The sequence below is a fragment of the Herbiconiux gentiana genome (assembly GCF_024978135.1).
Lineage (GTDB): Bacteria > Actinomycetota > Actinomycetes > Actinomycetales > Microbacteriaceae > Herbiconiux > Herbiconiux gentiana.
The window spans coordinates 90,555-106,556 of record NZ_JANTEZ010000006.1; the positions used below are offsets into that span (position 1 = coordinate 90,555).

At 69.6% G+C, this 16,002-nt stretch carries 18 protein-coding genes; 4 read left to right on the forward strand and 14 right to left on the reverse strand.

All coding sequences use genetic code 11. From position 1 onward, the window contains the following. Window positions 1-36: 36 nt before the first annotated feature. The 6 genes from NVV95_RS14955 to NVV95_RS14980 form a co-directional block, all read right to left on the reverse strand. Entirely contained in the window at window positions 37-954 is a 918-nt protein-coding gene (locus tag NVV95_RS14955; RefSeq protein ID WP_259487354.1) for a metal ABC transporter substrate-binding protein, read from the reverse strand. A 37-nt stretch (window positions 955-991) separates the two neighbouring features. After that, a complete protein-coding gene (locus NVV95_RS14960; RefSeq protein ID WP_259487355.1) occupies window positions 992-2,356 on the reverse strand; it encodes a dihydrolipoamide acetyltransferase family protein in 1,365 nt (454 codons plus the stop codon). A gap of 35 nt (window positions 2,357-2,391) precedes the next feature. After that, window positions 2,392-3,351 (reverse strand): alpha-ketoacid dehydrogenase subunit beta, encoded by a 960-nt coding sequence (locus NVV95_RS14965; protein ID WP_259487471.1) that lies wholly within the window; start codon window positions 3,349-3,351, stop codon window positions 2,392-2,394. An 83-nt stretch (window positions 3,352-3,434) separates the two neighbouring features. Then, window positions 3,435-4,568, reverse strand: a complete 1,134-nt coding sequence (locus NVV95_RS14970) for a thiamine pyrophosphate-dependent dehydrogenase E1 component subunit alpha (protein ID WP_259487356.1) — start codon at window positions 4,566-4,568, stop codon at window positions 3,435-3,437. Beyond that, window positions 4,565-5,659 (reverse strand): histidinol-phosphate transaminase, encoded by a 1,095-nt coding sequence (locus NVV95_RS14975; protein WP_259487357.1) that lies wholly within the window; start codon window positions 5,657-5,659, stop codon window positions 4,565-4,567. Before NVV95_RS14975 ends, NVV95_RS14970 begins: the two co-directional genes overlap by 4 nt. Window positions 5,660-5,681: 22 nt before the next feature. After that, window positions 5,682-6,287 (reverse strand): GNAT family N-acetyltransferase, encoded by a 606-nt coding sequence (locus tag NVV95_RS14980; protein WP_259487358.1) that lies wholly within the window; start codon window positions 6,285-6,287, stop codon window positions 5,682-5,684. A 39-nt stretch (window positions 6,288-6,326) separates the two neighbouring features. Between NVV95_RS14980 and NVV95_RS14985 the strand changes: the two genes are divergently transcribed. The 3 genes from NVV95_RS14985 (at window position 6,327) to purB (ending at window position 8,760) form a co-directional block, all read left to right on the forward strand. Beyond that, on the forward strand, window positions 6,327-6,731 hold the full coding sequence (locus NVV95_RS14985; RefSeq protein WP_259487359.1) for a phage holin family protein: 405 nt from the start codon (window positions 6,327-6,329) through the stop codon (window positions 6,729-6,731). 12 nt (window positions 6,732-6,743) lie between these two features. Further along, window positions 6,744-7,271: a low molecular weight protein-tyrosine-phosphatase gene (locus NVV95_RS14990; RefSeq protein WP_259487360.1), complete on the forward strand. Its 528-nt coding sequence runs from the start codon at window positions 6,744-6,746 to the stop codon at window positions 7,269-7,271. 97 nt (window positions 7,272-7,368) lie between these two features. Then, on the forward strand, window positions 7,369-8,760 hold the full coding sequence (purB, locus tag NVV95_RS14995; RefSeq protein ID WP_259487361.1) for an adenylosuccinate lyase: 1,392 nt from the start codon (window positions 7,369-7,371) through the stop codon (window positions 8,758-8,760). A 77-nt stretch (window positions 8,761-8,837) separates the two neighbouring features. Here purB and NVV95_RS15000 read toward each other — a convergent pair whose 3' ends face one another. The 3 genes from NVV95_RS15000 to NVV95_RS15010 are packed head-to-tail and all read right to left on the reverse strand — an operon-like array spanning window position 8,838 to window position 11,802. Continuing rightward, entirely contained in the window at window positions 8,838-9,092 is a 255-nt protein-coding gene (locus NVV95_RS15000; protein ID WP_259487362.1) for a hypothetical protein, read from the reverse strand. Next, window positions 9,089-9,679 (reverse strand): HdeD family acid-resistance protein, encoded by a 591-nt coding sequence (locus NVV95_RS15005; RefSeq protein WP_259487363.1) that lies wholly within the window; start codon window positions 9,677-9,679, stop codon window positions 9,089-9,091. Before NVV95_RS15005 ends, NVV95_RS15000 begins: the two co-directional genes overlap by 4 nt. 38 nt (window positions 9,680-9,717) lie before the next feature. Next, entirely contained in the window at window positions 9,718-11,802 is a 2,085-nt protein-coding gene (locus NVV95_RS15010; protein WP_259487364.1) for an MMPL family transporter, read from the reverse strand. Window positions 11,803-11,876: 74 nt separating this feature from the next. On the opposite strand from NVV95_RS15010, the gene NVV95_RS15015 reads away from it, so the two are divergent. Continuing rightward, window positions 11,877-12,380: a MarR family winged helix-turn-helix transcriptional regulator gene (locus tag NVV95_RS15015; protein WP_259487365.1), complete on the forward strand. Its 504-nt coding sequence runs from the start codon at window positions 11,877-11,879 to the stop codon at window positions 12,378-12,380. A 43-nt stretch (window positions 12,381-12,423) separates the two neighbouring features. Here NVV95_RS15015 and dnaB read toward each other — a convergent pair whose 3' ends face one another. From dnaB to rpsF, 5 genes are all read right to left on the reverse strand, one after another. Beyond that, complete coding sequence (dnaB, locus tag NVV95_RS15020; RefSeq protein WP_259487366.1) at window positions 12,424-13,797, reverse strand: replicative DNA helicase; 1,374 nt, start codon at window positions 13,795-13,797, stop codon at window positions 12,424-12,426. Window positions 13,798-14,191: 394 nt separating this feature from the next. Next, window positions 14,192-14,644, reverse strand: coding sequence for a 50S ribosomal protein L9 (gene rplI, locus NVV95_RS15025; protein ID WP_259487367.1), 453 nt, complete (start codon window positions 14,642-14,644; stop codon window positions 14,192-14,194). Between the two features lie 11 nt (window positions 14,645-14,655). Further along, complete coding sequence (rpsR, locus tag NVV95_RS15030) at window positions 14,656-14,919, reverse strand: 30S ribosomal protein S18 (RefSeq protein ID WP_022895757.1); 264 nt, start codon at window positions 14,917-14,919, stop codon at window positions 14,656-14,658. Window positions 14,920-14,949: 30 nt separating this feature from the next. After that, window positions 14,950-15,489, reverse strand: coding sequence for a single-stranded DNA-binding protein (locus NVV95_RS15035; protein ID WP_259487368.1), 540 nt, complete (start codon window positions 15,487-15,489; stop codon window positions 14,950-14,952). Window positions 15,490-15,495: 6 nt separating this feature from the next. Then, entirely contained in the window at window positions 15,496-15,888 is a 393-nt protein-coding gene (rpsF, locus tag NVV95_RS15040) for a 30S ribosomal protein S6 (protein WP_259487369.1), read from the reverse strand. Between the last annotated feature and the right edge of the window lie 114 nt (window positions 15,889-16,002).

Consider the following 16,002-nt stretch of genomic DNA (forward strand, 5'->3'; position numbering starts at 1 on the left):
CGGAGCCCCGCAGCCCGGTGGCCGACCGAGCGGCGCCTAGCCGAGGGCGTCGGACACCGCCTTCAGGTTCGCCGTCATCCACTCGACGTAGTCGACCCCGTCGGGGAGCGTCTCGGTGACCGCCACCGCGGGGATGCCGTTCTTCTCCGCGGCCTCGAGCACCGCATCCGTCTGCGGACCGCCGGTCTGCTCGTTGTAGACCAGCACGTCGACGCTCTTGTCGTCGAACCGTGCGAGGGTCTCATTCAGCACGAGCGGGGGCACGTCGGTGTCCTCCTCGATGGCCTCGCTGAACTCGTCGGGCGTCTTGTTCTCGAGCCCGGCGGCCTCGAGCAGGTAGAGCGGCACCGGCTCGGTGATGGCCACGCCGGCCCCCTCGTGCGCGGAGGCGAGATCGGCCTCCTCGCCCTCGAGCGCGGTCAGCTGCTCCTTGAGCTTCTCCCCGTTGGCCGAGAAGGCGGATGCTCCGCTCTCGTCGAGCGCGGACAGCTCGGTCACCAGCTGATCGACGAGCTTCTGCATCGTCGGGAAGTCGTACCAGAGGTGCTCGTTGAACTCGCCCTCGGCCGGCTCGGTGTCGTAGCCCGAGATGTCGGTGACGTTCAGCACCGTGGCACCGGAGTCGTCGGCGGCCGAGAGCATCGTGTCGATGAAGTCGTCGTAGCCGCCGCCGTTCTCGATCACGATCTGCGCCTTCGACAGCGAGAGCTGGTTCTGGCCGTCGGCCTGGTACTCGTGCGGATCCTTGTCGGGACTGTCGATGATCGACGTCACGCTGGCGGCGTCGCCGGCCACCGCCTCAGCGATGCTGCCGTAGACGTTGGTGGAGGCGACGATGCTGATGCCGTCGGTGGCGGGGTCGGCGGTGTCGGCCGAGCTTCCGGACGAGCATCCGGCGAGGCCGAGGGCGAGCACCGCGGAAGATGCGAGGACGGGGAGGAGTCGGGAGGTCACACCCCCACACTATTGATAGTGATTATCAATAGCAAATTCAGTCGAGCAGCAGCGCCGGTTCCTCGAGGATCGAGGCCACGTCGGCCACGAAGCGGCTGGCGACGTCGCCGTCGACCACGCGGTGGTCGAAGCTCGCCCCGACCGTGGTGACGAAGCGCGGCCGCACCTCGCCGTCGACGACCCAGGGGCGCTGCTTGATGGTGCCGAGCGCCACGATGCCGACCTCGCCCGGGTTCAGGATGGGCGTGCCGGTGTCCATGCCGAAGACGCCGATGTTCGTGATCGTGATGGTGCCGTCGGCCATGTCGGCGGGGGAGGTGCGGCCCTCGCGCGCGGTCAGCGTGAGCTGCTCGAGCGACTCGGCGAGGGTGCGCATCGACATGTCCTGCGCATCCTTGATGTTCGGCACGATCAGGCCGCGCGGGGTGGCCGCCGCGATACCGAGGTTCACGTAGTTGCGCACGATGATCTCCTTCTCGGTGAACGCCGAGTTGACCATCGGGTTGCGCTGCACCGCCCAGATGATGGCCTTCGCCATGATCAGGAGGGGGGAGATCTTGACCCCGGTGAAGTCGGCGGAGGCCTTCAGCCGCTTGACGTAGTCCATCGTGCGGGTGGCGTCGACGTCGACGAAGAGGCTGACGTGCGGGGCGGTGAATGCGCTCGCCACCATCGCCTTGGCGATCTGCTTGCGCATGCCCTTCACCGGGATGCGCTCCTCGCGCACCGGCGCCCACTGCGGCGTCTCGATGTTGTGGAAGACCTTCGCCTGGTCGGCGTGCCGCACGACGTCGTCGCGGGTGATGTCGCCGATCAGCCCGGTGGGGGCGACCTCGTTCAGATCGACGCCGAGGTCTTTCGCGAGCTTGCGGATGGGCGGCTTCGCGATCACGGGGAGACCGGGGATGGGCTGCTGCACCCGGGCGACGCGCTGGGCCGGGCGGGCGCCCTCGGGGGCCTCGCCGATGGCGGGGATGGCGGTGGTGCTGCGGCGCGAGGAGCGACGGCTGGCGACGTGGCCCTTGATGCCGTAGCCGACGAGCACGGCGCCGGGCTTCTCGTCGGCGGTCGCCGTGCGCTCGGCGGTGGCCACCATCGACTCGGTCTCGGTGAGGTCGGCGGCGGGCACCACGCGGATGGGGGCGGGACGCGCATCCGGAACCGACCCCGCCGACACCGTGATGATGGGCGTGCCGACCTCGACGGTCGTGCCCTCTTCGACCAGCACGCTCTCGACGGTGCCCGCGAACGGGGAGGGCAGCTCGACGAGCGACTTGGCGGTCTCGATCTCGACGATCACCTGGTTCACCGTGACGGTGTCGCCCGGGGCGACCTTCCACGAGACGATCTCGGCCTCGGTGAGGCCCTCGCCGACATCGGGGAGGTTGAACTGCGACGACATGGGTTCTCCTGACGTACCTGGTCGGGTGCGGTGGCCTAGTAGGCCATCACGCGGTCGACGGCTTCCATGACGCGGTCGGCGTCGGGCAGGAAGACGGTCTCGAGCTTCGCGGGCGGGAAGGGGGTGTCGAAGCCCGCCACCCGCAGCACGGGGGCCTGCAGCGAGTAGAAGGCGCGCTCGGCGACGGTCGCGGCGATCTCGGAGCCGACGCTGACGAAGCCGGAGGCCTCCTGCGCCACCACGAGCCGGCCGGTCTTGGTGACCGAGTCGATGATCGGCCCGTAGTCGATCGGGCTGATGGAACGAAGGTCGATGACCTCGACGCTGATGCCCTCGGCGTCGGCGATCTCGGCGGCCTGCATCAGCACGCTCACCATGGCGCCGTGGGCGAGCAGGGTGACGTCGCTGCCGACCCGCCCCACGCGGCTGGCGTGCAGCGGAGCGGCCGAGCCGGTGAAGTCGACCGGGCCCTTGGGCCAGTAGCGGCTCTTCGGCTCGAAGAACATCACGGGGTCGTTGGAGCGGATCGCCTCCTGCATCATCCAGTAGGCGTCGTTCGGGGTCGACGGGCTCACCACCCGCAGGCCGGCGGTATGCGCGAAGTAGGCCTCCGGGCTCTCCTGGTGGTGCTCGACGGCACCGATGTGCCCGCCGTAGGGCACCCGGATGACCACGGGCATCGAGAACGCGCCGCCGCCGCGGTTCGTCAGCTTCGCGAGCTGGCTGGTGATCTGGTCGAAGCCCGGCCAGATGAAGCCGTCGAACTGGATCTCGCAGACGGGCCGGTAGCCGCGCATCGCGAGACCGATGGCCGTGCCGATGATGCCCGATTCCGCCAGCGGGGTGTCGACCACCCGGTCGGCGCCGAACTGGGCCTGCAGCCCCTCGGTGACCCGGAAGACGCCGCCGAGACGGCCGATGTCCTCGCCCATCAGCAGCACCTTGGGGTCGTCGGCGAGCGCTTTGGCGAGGCCGAGGTTCAGGGCCTTCGCCATCGGCAGCTCCTGCACGGCGGGTGCGGGCGCGGGCGGGGTGGCCGGCGGGGTGGCCGACGTCGGGGTCGACGGGTTCACGGTGGTCATGCCTGCTCCTCCTGGAACGACTCCTGGAACGACGCCTCGTACCTCTCGAGCCACAGCTTCTGCTCGGTCATCACCGGATGCGGCTCCGAGTACACGTGGTCGAACATCGTGCCGATCGGCGGGGCCTCGAGCACGAGCGTGCGGGCGCGGATGTCGGCCGCGAAGTCGTCGGCCTCGGTGCGCACATCGTCGAAGAAGGCGTCGCCCTCGCCGAGCCCACGCAGATACTTCTCGAAGCGCACGATGGGGTCGCGCTTCACCCAGAACTCCTGCTCGGCGTTCTCGCGGTACTTGGTGGGGTCGTCGGAGGTGGTGTGCGCGCCGATGCGGTACGTCAGCGCCTCGATGAACTGCGGTCCGGCGCCCGAGCGGGCGTCGTCGAGCGCCTTCGCGGTCACGGCGTAGCTCGCGAGCACGTCGTTGCCGTCGATCTGCACGCTCGGCACGCCGAAGCCGCGCGAGCGCAGGTAGAGGGGCACGCGCGACTGCACGCTCACCGGCACCGAGATGGCCCACTGGTTGTTCTGCAGGAAGAACACGTTCGGCGTCTGGCTCGACGCCGAGAACACGAAGGCCTCGCTCACGTCGCCCTGAGAGGTGGCGCCGTCACCGAAGTAGCACAGCACGGCCGCGTCGACCTCGGGGTCGCCGGTTCCGACGAGTCCGTCGCGCTGCAGGCCCATGGCGTAGCCCGTGGCGTGCAGCGAGTGCGAGCCGATCACGAGGCAGTAGCCGTGGAAGTTGCCGTTCGTCGGGTCGGCCGGGTCCCACCCGCCGTGGGTGTTGCCGCGCAGCAGCTCGACGATGGCGAGCATGTCGATGCCGCGCACGAGCCCGACCGCGTGCTCGCGGTAGCTCGGGAAGATGTGGTCCTGCGGGCGGGCGGCGTAAGCCGAACCGACCTGGGCGCCCTCCTGGCCGTGGCTCGGCACCCAGAGCGCCATCTGGCCCTGCCGCTGCAGATTCGTGGCCTCGCCGTCGAAGCGGCGCACCACCGCCATCTGGCGGTAGAACTGCTGCAGCTCGGTGTCGCTCAGGCGATCGAGGTAGGAGCGGTACTCCTCGGCCGACTCGGTCGGGGCGAACTCGCCCTCGACCGAGAGGAACTGGACCGTCGGGGTGTCGGTCATCGGAGGATCCTCGCTATCTCGTCGGCGGCGGCGAGCACGTTCTGCACGCTCTCCTCCTCGCCGATCGTCAGTCGGACGCCGTCGGGCAGGTAGCCCCGGGCGATGATGCCGTGCCGGCGAAAGACCTCGAGCGCCTCGGGCGTCTGCTCGCCCACGGGGAACCAGACGAAGTTGCCGTTGGGCTTCGGGATGCCCGACCAGCCCTGCTCGAGCAGCGCCTCGTACACTGCGTCCCGCCGCACGGCGATGTTCGCGACCCGCTCGCGCAGCTCGTCGCCGCGATCGAGGGACGCCAGGGCCGCCACCTGCGCGTGGTCGGTGAGACTCAGCGGCACGATCGTGGTGCGGGCCGGCGCGAGCACCGCGGCGGGCCCGATGCCGTAGCCGATGCGCAGTCCGGCCAGGCCGTAGGCCTTCGAGAAGGTGCGCAGCACCACCAGGTTCGGGTAGCGGTGCACCAGGGCGCGCCCGTTCACCGCGGCGGGGTCTGTGACGAACTCGGCGTAGGCCTCGTCGAGGATGACCAGCAGATCGGACGGGACCTGCGCCATGAAGGCCTCGAACTCGACCGCCGTCACGGCGCTCGAGGTGGGGTTGTTCGGGCTGCAGACGAGCACGAGCCGGGTGCGGTCGGTGATCGCCGCCGCCATGGCGTCGAGATCGTGCCGGTGGTCGGGGGTGTTCGGCACCGGCACCGCGGTGGCGCCGGGGAGCACCGTCATCCACGGGTAGACCTCGAACGCGCGCCACGAGAAGACGACCTCGTCGCCGTGCCCGGCCGCGGCCATCGTGAACTGCATCAGCAGGGCCACCGATCCGGCGGCCACGATCACCTCGTCGGGCTCGACGCCCCACTCCTCGGCCAGGCGGGCCGTGATCTCGGGTGCGGCGGCGTTCGGGTAGCGGTGCAGCTGCCGGGTCGCCCGGTCGACGGCCTCGAGCACGCCGGGCAGCGGGTCGTAGGGGTTCTCGTTCGACGAGAGCTTGAAGCCGGTCGGCGCGGCCTGGCCCTGCCGGTAGGCGGGCAGCGCGAGGATCTCGGGGCGCATCCTCACCGGGACGGCGGGGGCTGCTTCGGAGCCGGAGGTCATCCGTCCAGTGTAGTTCTCGGTCTCATCCCGCCTCGGGAATATGCGCCGAGCTGTGCTCGCGGTCGAGCATCGCGTAGACGAGGGTGTCGGTCCACTCGCCCTTGAAGTGCTCGTCCTCCACGAAGAGGGCCTCGCGACGCATCCCGAGCCGCTCCAGCAGGGCGGCGGATGCGCGGTTCCGCGCGTCGAGGCGGGCGACCACCCGGTGCAGCCCGAACCGGGCGAAGGCCAGCTCGAGAACGGCGCGCGCGGCCTCGGTGGCGTAGCCGTTCCCCTCGGCGTCCCGGGCGATGGCGTAGCCGAGCTCGCCCCGGGCATCCGCCTCGCTGTCGAACTTGAGGAGCACCTCGCCGATCACCCGCCCGCCCTCGGCCAGACCGAGGTCGTCGCGCAGCTGGATGGCCAGCACGAGCCACTGCCCCTCAGCGGTGACCTCGCCCTGCCGGGTGCGCGAGTCGAGCGCCGCCTCGGTCTGCTCGCGCGTGCGCGCGGGCCACGGGATGTAGCGCACCACCTCGGGGTCGGAGTGGTAGCGCAGCAGGTCGTCGAGGTCGCCCGAGCGGTGCGGGCGCAGGGCGAGGCGGTCGGTCAGGATCGGGTAGGCCGGCCGCCAGGGCAGGTTCACCATGCCTCGACTCTGCACCATCCAGCTGGGATAGTGGGGGGCATGCGCAGATTCCTGGTCTCCCTGGTCGTCAACGCGATCGCACTGTGGCTCACGACCCTGATCGTCGCCGGGGTGAAGATCGACCCGATCGGCGACGGCGGCACCGTCGAGACCATCGTCAGCTACCTCCTGGTGGCGCTGGTCTTCGGCATCGTGAACGGCATCATCGGCAGCATCATCCGGGTCGTGGCGTTCCCGCTCTACATCCTCACGCTCGGCATCATCTCGTTCTTCGTCAACGCGCTGCTGCTCTGGCTCACCGCGGTGTTCACCGGACTGTTCGGCTTCGGCCTCACCCTGGCCGGGTTCTGGTGGACGGTGCTCGGCGCCCTGGTGCTGGCCATCCTCTCCGCGATCATCGGTGCGATCCTTCGGCCCCTCGCAGGCCGTCGCGACCGCCGATGAGAGACTGAAGGCATGTCGCGCGAGCCCGAAGACCCCCCTGAGGCCGCCTTCCGCATCTGCATGGTCTGCACCGGCAACATCTGCCGCTCGCCGATGGCCGAGATCGTGCTGCGCGACCTGGTCGAGAAGGCCGGGCTCTCGGGCCGCGTCGTGGTCACCTCGGCGGGCACGGGGGAGTGGCACGTCGGCGAGCACGCCGACCCGCGCACGGTCGCCTCGCTGAAGAGCCGCGGCTACGACGGCAGCACCCACCGCGCGCGCCAGTTCGACCCCGCCTGGTTCGACTCGCTCGACCTCGTCGTCGCGCTCGACCGCAGCCACGAGCGTGTGCTGCGCTCCTGGGCCCGCACCGAGGAGGACCGGCAGAAGGTGCGCCTGCTGCTCTCCTTCGACGCCGACCCCGCCGGCCGCACCGACGTGCCAGACCCCTACTACTCCGACGCGGCCATGTTCGACTCGGTGCTCGCACTGATCGAGCACGCCGACCAGGCACTGTTCCGGCAGCTCGAGCCCGCGTTCCGGCAGCCCGCCGCAACCTGAGCCGTGCATCCTGGAACCCGCATCCTGAACCCTGCTGCCTCCTGAACCCCGCCGCATCCTGAACCCCGCCCGCCTCATCGAAAGACCGCACCCCGCCATGCCCCCTCTGCCTCCCCAGCCGATCAGCCCCCTCGACGGCCGCTACCGCCCCGCCGTCACCGAGCTCGGCGAGTTCCTCTCCGAGGCCGGCCTGAACCGCGCCCGCGTTCGCGTCGAGATCGACTGGCTGCTCTTCCTCACCGAGCACCGGATGTTCGGCTCCACGCCGCTCGAGCCCCAGCTCGTCACCGAGCTGCGCGCCGTCGTCGACGACTTCGGGCAGGCCGACATCGACCGCATCGCCGAGCTCGAGGCGACGACCCGCCACGACGTCAAGGCGGTCGAGTACTTCGTGCGCGAGAAGCTCGCGGCGCTCGACCTGAACGACGTCGCCGAGCTCACCCACTTCGGCTGCACCAGCGAGGACATCAACAACCTCAGCTACGCCCTGACCATCCGCGACGCCGTCGAGGGCGTCTGGCTGCCCGCGTTCGAGCGTGTGATCGCCGAACTGCGCCGCCAGGCCGTGCTGTACCGCGACGAGCCGATGCTCGCCCACACCCACGGCCAGCCGGCGACCCCCACCACCATGGGCAAGGAGCTCGCGGTCACCGTGCACCGCCTCGAGCGCGTGAAGGCGCAGATCGAGGACACCGAGTTCCTCGGCAAGTTCAGCGGAGCCACCGGAACCTTCGCCGCCGACCTGGTCGCCGACCCCTCCGCCGACTGGCAGCGCATCTCGCGCGAGTTCGTCACCTCGCTCGGCCTGGTCTGGAACCCGCTGACGACCCAGATCGAGTCGCACGACTGGCAGGCCGAGCTCTACAACCGCATCAGTCACGCCAACCGCATCCTGCACAACCTCTGCACCGATGTCTGGACGTACATCTCGATCGGCTACTTCACGCAGATCCCGGTGGCGGGTGCCACGGGGTCGTCGACCATGCCGCACAAGGTGAACCCCATCCGCTTCGAGAACGCCGAGGCGAACCTCGAGCTCTCCAGCGCGCTGCTCGACTCGCTCGCGGCGACCCTCGTCACCTCGCGCCTGCAGCGCGACCTCACCGACAGCACCACCCAGCGCAACATCGGCGTCGCCCTCGGCCACTCGCTGCTGGCGCTCGACAACATCCTCGGCGGCCTCGGTCAGATCTCCCTGAACCGGGATGCGCTGGCCCGCGACCTCGACGAGAACTGGGAGGTGCTCGGCGAGGCGATCCAGACGGTCGTGCGCGCCGAGATCACCGAGGGCCGCTCACAGATCAGCGACCCGTACGCGCTGCTGAAGGAGCTCACCCGCGGTCGCCGGATCGGGCAGGCCGAGCTGGTGGCCTTCGTCGAGGGCCTCGACATCGGGGCCGAGGCCAAGGCACGGCTCGTGGCGCTCACGCCGGCGGGGTACACGGGGCTGGCGTCGGCGCTGGTCGACCACATCCTCGACCAGGGCTAGATCTCGAGGTCGAGCGGATGCCCGGCCGCGCCCCGAGGGCGGCCGGGCGTGGGCGGGCGCCGGCGTGGGCGGCCGCCCTAGTGGCCGAGCGGGCCCTGCTGCGGCTCGTCGCCGTCGATCTCGTGCTGCTCACGGTCGTTCGGCTTGATCGACAGCGAGAGCATCGCCATCACGACGAGCACGACGATGAACGCGACACCGAAGAAGATGCCGGCCAGCAGGAACTCGCGCGACACCATCAGCACCACCAGCCCGACGAAGCCGGACAGGATGGCGGACAGGACGATCAGCTCGGCCGGCTTCAGCCGGTCGCGCCTCGTTGGTTGGTTCACGATGCCCTTCTGGTGGGTTCAGACCCGGTGGCGGTGACGGACGCCTGCGTTCCCCAGCGCAGCGACAGGCCGCCGATCACGAGGAACAGGCCGATGACGGCGGAGTAGGCCCCGAGCATCCCGACCGCGAAGACGGGGTCGGTGGGGAAGAAGATCAGCACCAGCGCGAACACCACGGTGAGGCCGCCGCCGACGGCCCAGTCGCGCCCGGCCGGGTTCTTGCCCGCCTTGAGGCCCGCGTAGAGCTCGAGGAAACCGCCGATGGCGGAGTTCATCGTGGCGCAGAACAGGAGGAAGCCGAGGCCGCCGGCATTGAAGCCGAGGGCCAGGGCGCCGAAGAGCACGCTCGCCATCCCCTGCACGAGGAACACGACCCGCGTCGACCTCACCGTGATCGTGCGCCACGACAGCACGGCGACGATGAGCCCCGAGACGATCGCGAGCACGCCGTAGGCGAACAGGCCCACCTGCGCCGAGTGGTTCGGGCTGAACGTGATCACGAGGGCGGTCACGATGAACGGGATCGCCCGGGCCACCGGCACGCCCCAGTAGGGCGACCGATCGGTGCTGCGGCGGGTCTCGGTCACTCCGGATGCCTCGTTTCGACGGTAGGGATGCCCCCAGTCTATTTCGCCCCGGCTGTGTGCCGGGCGCGAGCGGGCGCCGGGCGCGACGGCCACCAGAACCGGTCCCCCGTGAGGAACACCAGGGCGGGAACGAGCACGGTGCGCACGACGAGGGTATCGAGCAGCACGCCGATGCAGACGATCACGCCGATCTGGGTCAGCGCCACCACGGGCAGCACCCCCAGCACCGCGAACACGGCGGCCAGCAGGATGCCCGCACTGGTGATCACGCCGCCGGTCGAGCTGAGGGCGCGGACCATCCCCTCCCGCGTGCCGTGGCCGGCCGCCTCCTCCCGCGCCCGGGTGGTGAGGAAGATGTTGTAGTCGACGCCGAGCGCCACCAGGAACAGGAACGCGAACAGCACGACGTTCGCGTCGAACGCCGGGAAGCCGAGCACGTTCTGGAACAGCACGTTCGACGCGCCGAGGCTGGCGAAGAACGTGGCGAGCACGCTGGCGATCAGCAGCACGGGCGCCACCAGCGACCGCAGCAGCAGGGCGAGGATCACGAACACGATCGCCAGGATGAGCGGGATGATCAGCGCCTGATCGGCCTCGGAGGCGGTGTTCGTGTCGAGCGCCGTCGCGTCGTTGCCGCCCACGAGCGTGTCGGCGAGCTCGCCGCCCGCGTCGGCGTAGGCGCTGCGGAGGGCGGTGACGGTCGCGAAGGCCGCGTCGCTCTCGGGCTCGGCGTCGAGGGTCACGTCGAGGCGGGTGACACCGGCGGCGCTCTCCCCGGGGCGCACCGACTCGACGCCCGCCACGCCCTCGGCGAGCGTCGCCGCGTCGGAGGCCACCGCATCCGGGGCGAGCACGATCGTCTGACCGGTCAGGCCCGCGTTGAATGACTCGTCGATCACGGCCTGGGCCTTCACCGAGTCGGGTCCGCCGATCAGCTGGTCGGTCTGCGAGAGACCCACCTGCACGCCGATCAGCCCGAGCGACAGCACGCCGATGCCGAGCACCGCGACGATCGCCACCACGGCCGGGCGCTTGGCCACACCACGGCCGAGGCGCATCCACACTCCCGCCTTCCGGGGGTGGGCCGCCGCGTCCGCCTCGCTCTGCACGCGGGGCACGAAGGGCCAGAACAGGCCACGTCCGCAGACGACCAGCGCCGCCGGCAGCACGAGCAGCGCGAACAGGATGGCGATGCCCACTCCGACCGTGCAGGCGAAGCCGAGGGCGCGGTTGCCCGAGAGCTGTGCGAGCAGCAGGGTCAGCAGGCTCAGGGCGACGGTGCCGCCGCTCGCCGCGATGGCCGGCCCGGCGCTCCGCCAGGCCGTCAGCATCGCGGTGTGCCGGTTCTCCTCGCGGGTGAGCTCCTCGCGGTAGCGGGCGACGAGCAGCAGGGCGTAGTTCGTGCCGGCGCCGAACACGAGCACCGAGAGGATGCCCCCGATCGACGCGTCGATGGTGATGCCCAGAGGCTCGGCGAGCGCCGTCACGACGACCCGGGCGAGACCGTCGGCGAGGCCGACCACCACGAGCGGCACGATCCACAGCACCGGGCTGCGGTAGGTGACGATGAGCAGGAACGCGACCACCAGCACGGTGACCAGCAGCAGCCGGAAGTCGGCTCCGGCGAAGGCGTTCGAGATGTCGGCCTGGAACCCGACGGGGCCGGTGAGCAGCGCGGTGAGGCCCTCGGTGCCGGCGTCGGCGTCGGCGCGCACCCGGTCGGCGAGGGCGTTCACGTCGGCGTCCGCATCCGCTTCGAGGGGAACGGCCACCAGGGCGGCGGTGCCGTCGTCACTGAACTGCGGCACGACGGCCTGGGGCGCGATCGAGTCCTCGGCGAGCCGGCCGGCCGCCTCGGTGACGGATGCGCGGTCCGACTCGCTGAGGGCGTCGCCACCGCGGGTGTACACGACGAGGGCGGCCGTCGTGTCGGCGTCGGGGAAGTCCTCGAGCAGTGCCGACACCTGCGCGGCCTCGCTCGACTCCGGCAGTCCGGAGGGCGGGAAGGCGTCGCTCTCGCCCTGCGGGAGCAGCGCGAACAGCAGCGCCACGGCGATCGCGGTCAGGGCGAGGGTGATCCAGGCCGTGCCCCGGCCGCTGACGAATCGGGCGATGCCCCGCATGACTGCTCCTTCTCGACGTGAAAGTCACTTGATTGCTAAGCAACTTAACTACATATGGGATTAGCATGTCAGTCATGACCGATGCCCGCAAGTCCGGCAGCACGACCCCGTGGTCGCGCGACGAGCTGCCCGAGAGCGGAATGCCCGAGGTCTCCCCGATCTCGCAGCAGCTCCGGGAGGTGGACGCCCTCTCGCGCGCCTTCGAACGCCGACTCGGCAGCGTGCTGACCGTGAACCAGACCGACCTGACCGCGATGGAGCACCTCATCCAGGACGGGCCCCTCACGCCCAGCGAGCTCGCCACGCGCCTGAAGGTGTCGACCGCCGCCTCGACGCTCGTGGTCGACCGCCTCGTCGCCCTGGGCCACGCCGAGCGGCACCCGCACGAGCGCGACCGCCGCAAGATCGTCGTGGTGCCGGCGCGCGCCTCGGTCGACCGCACCGTGCAGGAGCTGCTGCCCGTGATTCTCGGGGTGGCCGCCATCGTGGAGGAGATGCCCGAGGCCGACCGCGAGGTCGTCTCGACCTTCCTCGACCGCGTCGCCGACGTCTACCGCACCGCCGCCTCCGCCCCCTAGCGCGGGGCGGACCCTGGCCCGCGCCGGCGACCGGCCACGGCACTCAGGCCGGGGGCATGTCCGCGAAGCGGGAGAAGTGGCCGTGGAAGCCGACCGTGATGGTGGCCGTGGGGCCGTTGCGGTGCTTGGCGACGATGAAGTCGGCCTCGCCCGCGCGCGGGTTGTCTTTCTCGTAGGCGCCCTCGCGGTGCAGCAGGATGACCATGTCGGCGTCCTGCTCCAGCGAGCCCGACTCGCGGAGGTCGGAGATGGCCGGCTTCTTGTCGGCGCGCTGCTCGGGGCCACGGTTGAGCTGGGAGAGCGCGATGACCGGCACCTGGAGCTCCTTCGCCATGAGCTTCAGGGCGCGGGAGAACTCCGACACCTCCTGCTGGCGGCTCTCGACCTTCTTGCCGCTCGTCATGAGCTGCAGGTAGTCGATGACGACCAGCTTCAGGCCGACCTTCTGCTTCAGCCGACGGCACTTCGCACGGATCTCGACCAGCGTCATGTTGGGGCTGTCGTCGATGTAGAACGGGGCGTCGTTGATGCGGCCGCGGGTGGAGGCCAGCGTCGTCCAGTCCCGGCCCTCGATGCGGCCCTTGCGCATGCTCTGCAGCGGCACCGAGGCCTCGGCCGAGAGCAGGCGCATGGCGATCTCGGACCGGCCCATCTCGAGCGAGAAGAAGATCGACGGCATGTCGTTCTTGATCGAGGCCGCCCGGCAGAAGTCGAGCGCGAGCGTCGACTTTCCGAGCGCAGGACGTGCGGCCACGATGATCATCTGACCGGGGTGGAAGCCGTTCGTGAGGTTGTCGAGATCGGCGAAGCCCGTGGGCACCCCCGTCATCGAGCCGTCTTTGCCGGCCGCCGCCTCGATCTCGTCGATGGCCGCGGTGACGGCGACGGTGAGGGGGACGTAGTCTTCGGCCTCGACGCCGCCGTTGACGGCGTAGACCTCGGCCTGGGCGTTGTTGACGAGGTCGGTGACCTCGCCCTCGCTGGCGTAGCCCATCTGCACGATGCGCGTGCCCGCCTCGACGAGGCGGCGCAGCACGGCCTTCTCGGAGACGATCTGGGCGTAGTAGCCGGCGTTGGCGGCGGTGGGAACCAGGCCGGTGAGGGTGTGCAGGTAGTCGGCGCCGCCGGCGCGGCTCAGCTCACCGCTCTTGATGAGCTCGTCGGTGACCGCGATGACGTCGGTGGGCTCGCCGTGGGAGTAGAGGTTGAGGATCGCCTCGAAGATGACCTCGTGCTTCGGGATGTAGAAGTCGACGGCCCGCATGACCTCGACCACGTCGGCCACGGCGTCCTTCGACAGCAGCATGCCGCCGAGCGCGCTCTGCTCGGCGAGCAGGTCGTGCGGCGGGGTGCGGTCGCCGGCGCGGGGTGCGCCCTGGCGCTCTTCACCCGCGAGACCGAGATGGGCGATCGACAAGGTCTGCTCCGCTTCTGCCGCCCGAGGCGGCTCTGTTCACATCTACCGCCGACCACCGACAACGGCGGTGGGGAGGGACGCCGGCCCAGACTACGAACGAGCGCTGTCCACAATCAAACCGGGCTGTGGATAACTCTGTGGACGATCTGCGTGAAACGCCGACCGCCGTGTGCACAAGGTGTGGAATGGTCTGTGGAAACTTCCACCAGAAGTAAGACAAAGAGCCTCCTGACCAGGCATATCCCGATTCCACAGAGTGTGGGTTCCCGCATCCCTCGACCACCGGTTGAACCTTCGTCGGAAGGCCGGTTCCTGTGTACAGATGTGGGGACAGTTCGGGCATGCAAAAGGGGTGCCCGAGCCGTTCGGCTCGTGGCACCCCTTCGAGGTACGGCTACTTGGCCGCGACCACCTGCAGCGAGATCGTCGCCGAGAGGTCGTCGCGCAGACGCACGGTCGCCTCGTGGTTCCCGGTCGCCTTGATGGCGTTCGGGATCTCGATCTTGCGCTTGTCGAGCGAGCCGATGCCGGCCTCCTGCACCGCGTCGGCGATGTCGGAGGTCTTCACCGAGCCGAACAGACGTCCGCCCTGGCCCGCCTTGACGGTGAGCTTGACGACGGCGTTCTCGAGCGACTGCTTGAGGTGCTGCGCCTCTTCGATGGTGGCGAGCTCGCGAGCGGAGCGGGCAGCCTTGATCTGCTCGACCTGCTTCTCGCCGCCACGGCTCCACGTCACCGCGAAGCCCTTGGGGATGAGGTAGTTGCGGGCGAACCCGTTCTTGACCTCAACGACGTCACCGGGCGTACCGAGACCGGTCACCTCGTGGGTGAGGATGATTTTCGACATGGTGCTACTCCTTAACGGCCAGAGCCGGCGTAGGGCAGAAGCGCCATCTCGCGGGCGTTCTTGACGGCACGGGCGATGAGGCGCTGCTCCTGGACGGAGACACCCGTGATACGGCGGGCGCGGATCTTTCCACGCTCCGAGATGAACTTGCGAAGGGTCGCAACGTCCTTGTAGTCGATGACGCCGACCCGGATCGACTTCGCGGGTGCGGCGTTCTTCGCACCCTTGGCGCCGCGGAGCGGCTTGCGGCGGTCGCCGCTTGACTTTCCAGCCATGGTTGGTTCCTGTTCTGAAAGAAGAGAAGTTTAGAAGGGGGTGTCGTCGGCGTAGCTGCCGGGCGTGTTCCAGACGTCGTTCCCGCCGCCTCCGTTGGAGGAGGAGGTCGAGGGCGCGCTGGCTGCCCAGGGCTCTTCGACGGCCGACTGGCCGCCACGCTGACCGCCACCGTTGTAGTTGCCGCCGCCGCCACCGGCACCGCCGCTGGAGGCACGGGTCACCTGAGCGGTGGCGTAACGGAGCGAGGGACCGATCTCGTCGACCTCGAGCTCGATCGAGGTGCGCTTCTCGCCCTCTTTCGTCTCGTAGGAGCGCTGACGCAGACGACCGGTCGCGACGACACGGCTGCCCTTCGTGAGCGACCCGGCGACGTGCTCGGCGAACTCACGCCACACCGAGGCCCGGAGGAACAGCGCTTCGCCGTCCTTCCAGTCGTTCGACGCGCGGTCGAAGGTGCGAGGCGTCGAGGCGATCGTGAAGTTCGCGACCGCGAGCCCGTTCTGCGTGTAGCGCAGCTCAGGATCGGCGGTGAGGTTGCCCACCACGGTGATGACGGTTTCGCCGGCCATGTCGGACTACTCGCCGGCCTCGGCCTTGACGGCGGGCTTCGCGGGAGCGGCAGCCTTGCGGGCGGCCTTCTCTGCAGCCAGCTTCGACGCGGCGGCGACCTGGGCCATGCCCTCTTCGGCCCGCAGCACCTTGGTGCGCATGACGGCCTCGGACAGCTTCAGCTGACGGTCGAGCTCCTTGGTCGCGTCGGAGGACGCGGTCAGGTTGACGACGGCGTAGATGCCTTCGGTCTTCTTGTTGATCTCGTAGGCCAGGCGACGCCGGCCCCAGATGTCGACCTTGTCCACGGTGCCACCATCCGTGCGGATGACGTTGAGGAACTTGTCGAGGCTCGGTGCCACGGTGCGCTCGTCGATCTCGGGATCGAGGATGACCATGAGTTCGTACTGATGCGTCACAAACCCACCTCCTTCGGACTAGAACGGCCACAGAATCTCTGTGACAGGAGGGTTATGCATCTGCCCCGCACCCGCGTGGAGAGTTCCACCAGGCACAGGACAACTTCCATACCC

Coding starts and splice junctions, on each gene's coding strand:
- NVV95_RS14960 (WP_259487355.1), bottom strand. CDS start 2,356: ATGTCGTCGCAGTTCAACCTCCCCGATGTCGGCGAGGGCCTCACCGAG.
- NVV95_RS14965 (WP_259487471.1), bottom strand. CDS start 3,351: ATGGCGAAGGCCCTGAACCTCGGCCTCGCCAAAGCGCTCGCCGACGAC.
- NVV95_RS14970 (WP_259487356.1), bottom strand. CDS start 4,568: ATGACCGACACCCCGACGGTCCAGTTCCTCTCGGTCGAGGGCGAGTTC.
- NVV95_RS14975 (WP_259487357.1), bottom strand. CDS start 5,659: ATGACCTCCGGCTCCGAAGCAGCCCCCGCCGTCCCGGTGAGGATGCGC.
- NVV95_RS14980 (WP_259487358.1), bottom strand. CDS start 6,287: ATGGTGAACCTGCCCTGGCGGCCGGCCTACCCGATCCTGACCGACCGC.
- NVV95_RS14985 (WP_259487359.1), top strand. CDS start 6,327: ATGCGCAGATTCCTGGTCTCCCTGGTCGTCAACGCGATCGCACTGTGG.
- NVV95_RS14990 (WP_259487360.1), top strand. CDS start 6,744: ATGTCGCGCGAGCCCGAAGACCCCCCTGAGGCCGCCTTCCGCATCTGC.
- purB (WP_259487361.1), top strand. CDS start 7,369: ATGCCCCCTCTGCCTCCCCAGCCGATCAGCCCCCTCGACGGCCGCTAC.
- NVV95_RS15010 (WP_259487364.1), bottom strand. CDS start 11,802: ATGCGGGGCATCGCCCGATTCGTCAGCGGCCGGGGCACGGCCTGGATC.
- NVV95_RS15015 (WP_259487365.1), top strand. CDS start 11,877: ATGACCGATGCCCGCAAGTCCGGCAGCACGACCCCGTGGTCGCGCGAC.
- rplI (WP_259487367.1), bottom strand. CDS start 14,644: ATGTCGAAAATCATCCTCACCCACGAGGTGACCGGTCTCGGTACGCCC.
- rpsR (WP_022895757.1), bottom strand. CDS start 14,919: ATGGCTGGAAAGTCAAGCGGCGACCGCCGCAAGCCGCTCCGCGGCGCC.
- NVV95_RS15035 (WP_259487368.1), bottom strand. CDS start 15,489: ATGGCCGGCGAAACCGTCATCACCGTGGTGGGCAACCTCACCGCCGAT.